Genomic DNA, 8,339 nt, shown 5'->3' with positions numbered 1-8,339 from the left:
AAAAAGGATGCCTAAAGCATCCTTCTAAAAATCTTAAAATTACTTATTGTACTAGTTCTTGTTCACTAAACTCTTCATCAAACATTGGGCTTGATAAGTAGCGCTCAGTTGCACTAGGTAGGATAACAACAATATTTTTATCTGCGTTTTCAGGCTTTTCAGCAATTCGCTTAGCTGCAACAACCGCTGCACCTGACGAAATACCGACTAAAATACCTTCTTTTTTCATTAACTGATGCGCCATTGCAATTGCGTCTTCGTTAGATACAAGCTCTGCGCCATCAATTAAGTCCATATCTAAGTTGCCAGGAATGAAGCCAGCACCAATACCTTGGATTTTATGAGGACCTGGTTTAATTTCTTCACCGGCAAGCGTTTGGCTAATAACTGGAGAGTTAGTTGGCTCAACAGCAATAGATTTAACGTTTAGACCTTTTTCTGTTTTGAGGTAGCGGCTAACACCTGTAATAGTACCACCAGTACCAACACCGGCTACAAAAAAGTCTACTTTGCCATCAAGCGCATCATAAATTTCAGGGCCTGTTGTTTCAAAGTGAATTTTTGGGTTTGCAGGGTTTTCGAATTGTTGTAATAAAATATACTTATCAGGTGCTGTTGCTTGAATTTCTTTTGCTTTTTCAATTGCGCCATTCATACCTTTTGCACCGTCGGTAAGTACTAGATTTGCACCTAATGCTTTTAATAGCTTGCGACGTTCTAGGCTCATGGTGTTTGGCATAGTAAGCGTTAACTTGTAACCACGTGCTGCTGCAACAAATGCAAGTGCAATACCGGTGTTCCCCGATGTTGGTTCAATAAGTTCTTTACCTTCAACAAGCTGACCTGACTTTTCAGCTTCCCAAATCATCGATGCACCAATGCGGCATTTGATACTAAAGCTTGGATTACGAGATTCAACTTTAGCGTATACATTCCCACCTGTAACACGGTTAAGTTTTACCAGCGGTGTATTACCGATGCTTAGTGAGTTATCTTCAAAAATAGTAGACATAATGTTCCTTTGGATGCAATCTGATCAACGTGTTAATAGCCTTTGCTACTAACTATATAAACACACTTTACTGTGAGTTTAAAAAAACTAAAGTAAAGTTTGGCTATAACATATATCTATTGGGCTTATAACCAGTCGAAATAAAAATCAATTATTAGCGGTGCTTTAGTTATTATAGGTGCGGGCTTAATTTAAAATTTAAAGAGTAAAACTTCGTTTAGTCAAAAAATGTTCAAAAGTGTATTGAATTAAGCTGTGTTTGTTCAATATTTGTGCATATGAATGTAACTTGAATAGTTTTATCACACAATGCGTCTAAAACATGATAAAAACACGTATCTAAATTCAATTAAGCAATCACAATGAAATTAATCTTAAAATTAATTGCCGGTATTGTGGCCGGTATCCTAGTTGGACTATATGTACCTATAACTGGTGTTGAACTTTTATTCACAGTAAAAGAGCTGATTGGTCAAATTATCTCCTTTACCATTCCACTTATTATATTATTTTTTATTGCATCAGGTATTGCAGGCCTACCAAAAGGGTCTGGTCACTTACTTGGTAAAACAGTCGGGTTTGCTTATAGCTCTACAATTATTGCAGGTACGCTTGCATTTTTATTAGTAAGTGCTGTTATCCCTTTTTTAAGCGGTGGTATTACATTCGAGGCAGAAGTTGCTACAGAAATTGGCAGCTTTATTGATTTAGAAATTCCACCTTTGATGGGGGTAATGACCGCATTAGTAACTGCTTTTGTATTTGGTATAGGCATGAGCCAATTAGAGCTTGATACGCTTAAAAAGGTGTCTGATCAGGGCCGTGATGTGATTGACGGATTATTATCAAAAGTAATTATCCCTGCTTTACCATTTTACATTGCAGGTGTATTTGCCGAAATGACGGTAGCGGGTACTGTGGTAGATACACTGCAAACATTTGGCGTAGTACTAATTGCAGCGCTTGTTATGCACTGGTTATGGTTAAGCGTTTTATATATAGCGACAGGTATACTATTAAAACGTAATCCAATCGAATTAGTTAAAAATATGCTACCAGCTTACTTTACAGCGTTAGGTACTATGTCAAGCGCAGCAACGATTCCAGTATCGCTTCAATCAAGTAAGGCAAATAACGTTAAAGAAGATGTAGCTAACTTTACAGTGCCACTTTGCGCGACTATTCACTTATCTGGCTCAACTATCACCATAGTAACCTGTGCAATGGCTGTTATGTTTTTATCACCAAGCATGGAAGTCCCTTCATTAATGGGTATGCTACCGTTTATTATGATGTTAGGTGTAGTGATGATTGCAGCACCAGGTGCTCCAGGTGGCGCAGTTATGTCGGCGCTTGGCCTATTAACAAGCATGCTTGGGTTTAATGAAGGCGCGGTTGCATTAATGATTGCACTTTATTTGGCACAAGATAGCTTTGGTACTGCGTGTAATGTAACGGGTGATGGTATCATTGCGTTATGGGTTGACAGATTTAGCGAAAAATCGTCATCTTAAACTATTAGGGCGAGGCAATAATATTAGTTATTGTTTCGCTTTATGTATGTTACTGTGGCAAATTAATTTAATTAAATTGCATGTTGTTAGGTAAGTGAGGATGTTCCATTGATTAATGTACTTTTAGTTGATGACCATGAACTTGTACGAACAGGAATAAAGCGTATTCTTGATGATGTACGAGGGTTTAAAGTAATTGGTGAAGCTAAAACTGGCGAAGAGGCTGTACAGTTTTGTCGTCAGCATGCGCCAAACATAGTATTAATGGATATGAATATGCCAGGCATGGGCGGATTAGAAGCGACTAAAAAGATTTGTCGTTACTGCCCTGATGTAAAAATTATTGTGCTTACCGTTAACTGTGAAGACCCGTTTCCGAGTAAAGTAATGCAAATTGGTGCACATGGCTTTTTAACTAAAGGTGCTGGCTCTGACGAAATGGTGCGTGCCATTCGTTGTGTTCATGCCGGTCAGCGTTATATTGCTCCTGAAATTGCACAGCAAATAGCACTTGCGCAAGTGACAGGTCGCACAGACGAAAATCCTTTTCAGAGCTTATCTGAACGCGAACTGCAAATTATGCTTATGATCACTAAAGGTGAAAAAGCACAAAATATAGCTGAGCGTTTAAACCTAAGTTCAAAAACAGTAAATAGCTATCGCTATCGTATGTTTGAAAAGCTAAATGTAGGTGGTGATGTTGAGCTTACCCATTTAGCAATTCGTCATAAAATGATTGATATAGACGTTTCGTACTAACTATAATTTATGTCTGAATTTGATCACGTACATTTTCTCAAAACGCTATCAAGTGAGCCGGGTGTATACCGCATGCTTGATAGTCACAACCAAGTTATTTATGTTGGTAAAGCTAAGCATTTAAAAAAGCGTGTGAGCAGTTACTTTAGAAGTAACATTACCGATAGCAAAACACGCGTTTTAGTGAGTAATATTTGTGACATCGAAGTCACACTCACTAATACTGAAACAGAAGCGCTGCTGCTTGAAAATAATCTAATAAAAAAATACCAGCCTCGCTACAACATATTATTACGCGACGATAAGTCGTATCCCTATATTTTATTAACTAGCCATAAACACCCTCGTTTAGCGTTTCATCGTGGCAGCCGTAAAATTAAAGGTGAGTACTTTGGACCTTTTCCGAGCGCGGGAGCGGTATCTGAGAGCTTGCGGTTAATGCAAAAAATATTTCCTGTTCGTCAATGTGAAGATGCTTATTACCGCGCAAGAAGTCGCCCGTGTCTGCAATATCAGCTTAAGCGTTGTTCAGCTCCGTGTGTGAATAAAGTTACGGATGATGATTACAGCGAGCAAGTTGACTATGTCCGTAAGTTTTTAACGGGTAAATCTCACGAAGTTATTGCTGATTTAATAAAGAAAATGGAAGCAGCCAGCCTACAATTAAACTTTGAACTGGCGGCAAAAGTTCGCGACCAAATAATGCTACTTCGTAAAATGCAGGAGCAACAGTCTATATCAGGTAATTTTGCTGAAATGGACGTAGTTGGTTTTGCTCATTTAAATGGTTTAAATGGTATTCATTTATTAATGATCCGCGATCACAAAGTATTGGGTAGTAAAACGTATTTTCCAAAAGTACCTAAAGATTCAAGTGAGCAAGAAATATTGACTTCATTTTTAGGACAGTACTATTTAGCGCCAGGAGCAACAGGGCGTATTGCAAAAGAAATCATATTACCTTTTGAAATAGAAGAGAGCGGGGCACTCGGTGAAGCACTCACACAAATAAGTGAGCGCAAAGTAACACTTAAAGTAGTTACCCGTGGTGAGCGTGCTCAATACTTACAACTGGCCAATAAAAATGCATTAAACAGTATTGCAGTTAAGCAAAGTACCCAAGACTCTATTAATAAACGTTATGCACAATTAAAAGCAACACTGCGACTTGATGATATTACCCGAATGGAGTGTTTTGATATAAGCCACACCATGGGTGAGAACACTGTTGCAAGTTGTGTTGTATTTGACTCACAAGGCCCAAATACGAAAGAGTATAGGCGCTATAATGTAACGGGTATAACCGGTGGTGATGATTATGCTGCAATGGAGTTTGCACTTAATAAGCGTTACAACAAATTAGTAGATGAAGACAAAATTCCAGACGTTATCTTTATTGATGGTGGTAAGGGGCAACTTGGGCGCGCGGAGCAGTACTTTTCTAACTGGCCACATACAAAAATGCCTTTATTAGTAGGTGTCGCTAAAGGTACTAGCCGTAAGCCTGGCCTTGAAACACTATTAATTGACGGTGGTCGAAAAACCATTCCTATGGATTCAGATGCACCTGCGCTACATTTAATACAGCATATACGTGATGAATCTCATCGTTTTGCAATTGCAGGGCATCGTAATAAACGCCAAAAACAACGTACGCAATCACTACTAGAAGAAATAAATGGAGTCGGTTCTAAGCGTCGGCAAACATTATTAAAATATTTAGGGGGCATGCAGGGAGTAAAAGCTGCTAATATAGAACAGTTAAAGAAAGTTCCTGGGATCAGCTCTGACATGGCTGAGAAGATATTTAACCATTTGCATGACAAGGGCTAGCCCTACATGCGAATATAGCAAAAAAGACATATCCAAGTAGTTATGTGGAATATTCCAAACACACTCACAACATTTAGACTTTTTCTTATCCCCGTTTTTTTGGTGATATTTTATTTGCCTTATAGCTGGGCTTTTTTTGCTGCCGCCTTTATTTTTTGGCTTGCATCAATCACCGATATACTAGACGGTTATTTAGCAAGAAAGCTTGAGCAATCAACCCCTTTTGGTGCTTTTTTAGATCCTGTTGCTGATAAAGTAATGGTATGTGCCGCACTTGTAGCGTTATCTGATCAGTATCAGTCAATGTACATGACAATACCTGCTCTTATTATAATAAGCCGTGAAATTATCATATCTGCACTTCGTGAATGGATGGCAGAGCAAGGCAAGCGTGGTAATGTCGCAGTATCAAACATGGGTAAAATTAAGACGGCTGCACAAATGTTAGCCATTATCGGTTTGATTTGGCAATATGATACATGGATGAACTATTTAAGTTTTGGACTACTGTACATTGCGACCTTTTTAACCTTGAGTTCTATGATGCAATATTTACGTGCAGCATGGGGTGAATTGACTAAAAATTAACTCTAAATGTATAATAACGCACCGTTTTAGATAAAAAACAAGCAAACAGTTCAAAACTAGCATTTTTTGTATTGACGCGTTTAATAATCTCTGTAGAATGCGTCCGTGTTGAGAGGGCATAGCCCCCAAGATAAACGAAACGGTAATTAATCAGTTACCTGAATGTTCACATAAATCATCATGTGCTAATTCAAATAACTGATAAATAAAATGCGGTACTAGCTCAGTTGGTAGAGCGCGACCTTGCCAAGGTCGAGGTCACGAGTTCGAGCCTCGTGTACCGCTCCAAGTTTATCTTAAGGTTAATACCCCGTACTGGGGCGGAATGGCAGAGTGGCCATGCACCGGATTGCAAATCCGTCTACCTCGGTTCGACTCCGGGTTCCGCCTCCATTTCAACACTCCACACGCTTTAATTAGCAAACTCGATGCCCGAGTGGTGGAATTGGTAGACACAAGGGATTTAAAATCCCTCGACTAACAAGTCGTGCCGGTTCAAGTCCGGCCTCGGGCACCATCTTTATTCAAATCCTCAGATTAAATTCTAAATTGCTTCTAATTTTAAAACATTCAAAAATTATTCTTACTTAAATTCTCTAATCTTATTTTTAATACCTACTTACCTTTAAAATCTATTTCTTTTTAATATCTTAGAGTTTCACCATCATACATTTATAAAGCTGCCTGTTTGTATTTAACAGTTACTACTTTTATCCCAGCTGGTTAATTAACTGAATTGGTATAAGAGCACCTGTTTATAACAAAGCAAAAATCAGAACGCTGGTTATTTAATTTTCTTGGCAATTACTCCTGTACCTAAGTTTTAACGAGGGGTGGCATTAATGAATGTAATAGAAGTGCGGTGTCTAAAATAAATTTAAGGTGGGAGTATAGGGAATGCGTTAAGCACTTAGTTATACGAATTGCGAAGATTTTATAAGCGACCTTTGAGGATCGCTTATAAAGGATAAATTGTTATTGCAGTTTACTCTGAGCTTTGTAAATTGGATACTCGCTCAACAAGCCTTGGATAAGCGCAACACACATTAAAATAAGTACTATTGAAAACGGTAAAGCTGTAGTAACTACGCCCGACTGAAGCGCTTGCAATGCTTGCGAGCCACCAACCCAGAGTAATACTGCTGCAATCACGCCTTCGACTGTAGCCCAAAATATACGTTGTGGCACTGGTGCATCTATTTTACCGCCCGCAGTTATACCATCTATTACAAGCGATCCTGAATCAGACGACGTTATAAAAAACACCAAAACGAGTGCTATAGAAATAATAGAAATAAAACTAGAAAGAGGTAACTGCTCGTATACTTGAAATAAAGTCACTGAGATATCAGTTAAACCATTTTGTCCAAGTGGGCCAACTTTATCTATAACTTGTGTAATTGCCATATTTCCGAATACGCCCATCCAAACCAAACTAAGAAGCGTTGGTAGGCCAATGACGACGAGTAAAAACTCGCGTACAGTGCGTCCCTTTGAAACTCGAGCAATAAACATCCCAACAAACGGCGACCATGATATCCACCATGCCCAATAAAACACAGTCCAAGAGTGCATCCAATCTTCATCGGGTCTATTAAAAGGATTACTTAAAGGTACAAAGTGCTCTACGTACGCCCCAAGGGTAAACCAAATAGCAGTAATTGCATCAGAGAAAGTAAGGGCAATAACGGCTAATAATAAAATAAATGCACAAATTAAATTAACATTGCTCAGTACTTTAACACCCCCCTCAATACCTCTAATAACTGAGAAAATTGCAATGCACGTTACTAAACCAATAACAGATATTTGAAAAGCAGTCCCGTAATCAGTGCCTAACAGATAATTTATCCCGCTGGTAGCTTGTTGAGCGCCAAGGCCTAGCGATGTAGCTAAACCAAATAAAGTAGACAGTACAGCGAGTATATCTATGATATGACCGAGCCATCCCCAGGCGCGATCACCAAATAATGGATAAAAAACCGAACGTATAGATAATGGAAGGCCTTTATTAAATGCAAAAAAAGCCAAGCTTAATCCAACAACAGCGTAAATCGCCCATCCATGTAAACCCCAGTGGTACATGGTTGCACCCAAAGCTAAAGAGTGTGCTTGCGGTGAGTTTGGCTCAACGCCCATAGGCATATGATACCAACCAGTATAATATGCAGTTGGCTCAGCAACTCCCCAAAACAGTAAGCCAATCCCCATTCCTGCTGCAAAGAGCATTGAAAGCCATGACATGTAACCATGTTCAGGACGAGCTTTTACGCCACCCAACCGAATTTTACCTAAAGGAGAAAATGCTAAAATAACGCAAAAGATCACAAAGGCATTGGCTAGTAACATAAAGTAACTATCAAATTGATTAATTATTGCGTCTTTAGTCGAGGTTAGTGCATCACGGGTAACGGTAGGGTCAAAAACTAGGGTAAGTATTACAAATAAAACAACTAAGAAGGCGCTTATACCAAATACTGGGTTATGGATATCAAACCCCCACTTTTGTACATTATCTTGCCCAACTTGGTAATCAGTAGTGTCTATACTGTATTTTTTTGTTATGTCATCCATCGGATCTCCTTTTTATAGATAACTTAATTCATACATCCTACGTACTACGTACTACGTAC

At 38.8% G+C, this 8,339-nt stretch carries 6 protein-coding genes and 3 tRNA genes; 7 read left to right on the top strand and 2 right to left on the bottom strand.

Annotated features, from left to right (window positions below; genetic code table 11):
- Positions 1 to 43: 43 nt before the first annotated feature.
- A complete protein-coding gene (gene cysK, locus H5072_RS06620) occupies positions 44 to 1,012 on the bottom strand; it encodes a cysteine synthase A (protein WP_002963138.1) in 969 nt (322 codons plus the stop codon).
- Positions 1,013 to 1,374: 362 nt separating this feature from the next.
- On the opposite strand from cysK, the gene H5072_RS06615 reads away from it, so the two are divergent.
- The 7 genes from H5072_RS06615 (at position 1,375) to H5072_RS06585 (ending at position 6,223) form a co-directional block, all read left to right on the top strand.
- Positions 1,375 to 2,526 (top strand): dicarboxylate/amino acid:cation symporter, encoded by a 1,152-nt coding sequence (locus H5072_RS06615; protein WP_182693064.1) that lies wholly within the window; start codon positions 1,375 to 1,377, stop codon positions 2,524 to 2,526.
- A 108-nt stretch (positions 2,527 to 2,634) separates the two neighbouring features.
- Entirely contained in the window at positions 2,635 to 3,285 is a 651-nt protein-coding gene (gene uvrY / locus H5072_RS06610; protein ID WP_002963136.1) for a UvrY/SirA/GacA family response regulator transcription factor, read from the top strand.
- Positions 3,286 to 3,294: 9 nt separating this feature from the next.
- On the top strand, positions 3,295 to 5,118 hold the full coding sequence (gene uvrC, locus H5072_RS06605) for an excinuclease ABC subunit UvrC (RefSeq protein ID WP_182693063.1): 1,824 nt from the start codon (positions 3,295 to 3,297) through the stop codon (positions 5,116 to 5,118).
- Between the two features lie 42 nt (positions 5,119 to 5,160).
- Positions 5,161 to 5,706, top strand: coding sequence for a CDP-diacylglycerol--glycerol-3-phosphate 3-phosphatidyltransferase (pgsA, locus tag H5072_RS06600; RefSeq protein WP_032827134.1), 546 nt, complete (start codon positions 5,161 to 5,163; stop codon positions 5,704 to 5,706).
- A 212-nt stretch (positions 5,707 to 5,918) separates the two neighbouring features.
- Positions 5,919 to 5,994: transfer RNA gene (locus H5072_RS06595), tRNA-Gly, on the top strand.
- A 31-nt stretch (positions 5,995 to 6,025) separates the two neighbouring features.
- Positions 6,026 to 6,099: transfer RNA gene (locus H5072_RS06590), tRNA-Cys, on the top strand.
- Between the two features lie 37 nt (positions 6,100 to 6,136).
- Positions 6,137 to 6,223: transfer RNA gene (locus H5072_RS06585), tRNA-Leu, on the top strand.
- Positions 6,224 to 6,681: 458 nt separating this feature from the next.
- On the opposite strand, the gene H5072_RS06580 is transcribed toward H5072_RS06585, so the two are convergent.
- Entirely contained in the window at positions 6,682 to 8,280 is a 1,599-nt protein-coding gene (locus H5072_RS06580; RefSeq protein ID WP_182693062.1) for a BCCT family transporter, read from the bottom strand.
- Between the last annotated feature and the right edge of the window lie 59 nt (positions 8,281 to 8,339).

Origin of the sequence: Pseudoalteromonas sp. SR45-5, from assembly GCF_014163565.1 — a bacterium.
Classification (GTDB): domain Bacteria; phylum Pseudomonadota; class Gammaproteobacteria; order Enterobacterales; family Alteromonadaceae; genus Pseudoalteromonas; species Pseudoalteromonas distincta.
The sequence above is the reverse complement of the archived record's forward strand: the minus strand, read 5'-3'. Positions and strand labels throughout refer to the sequence as shown.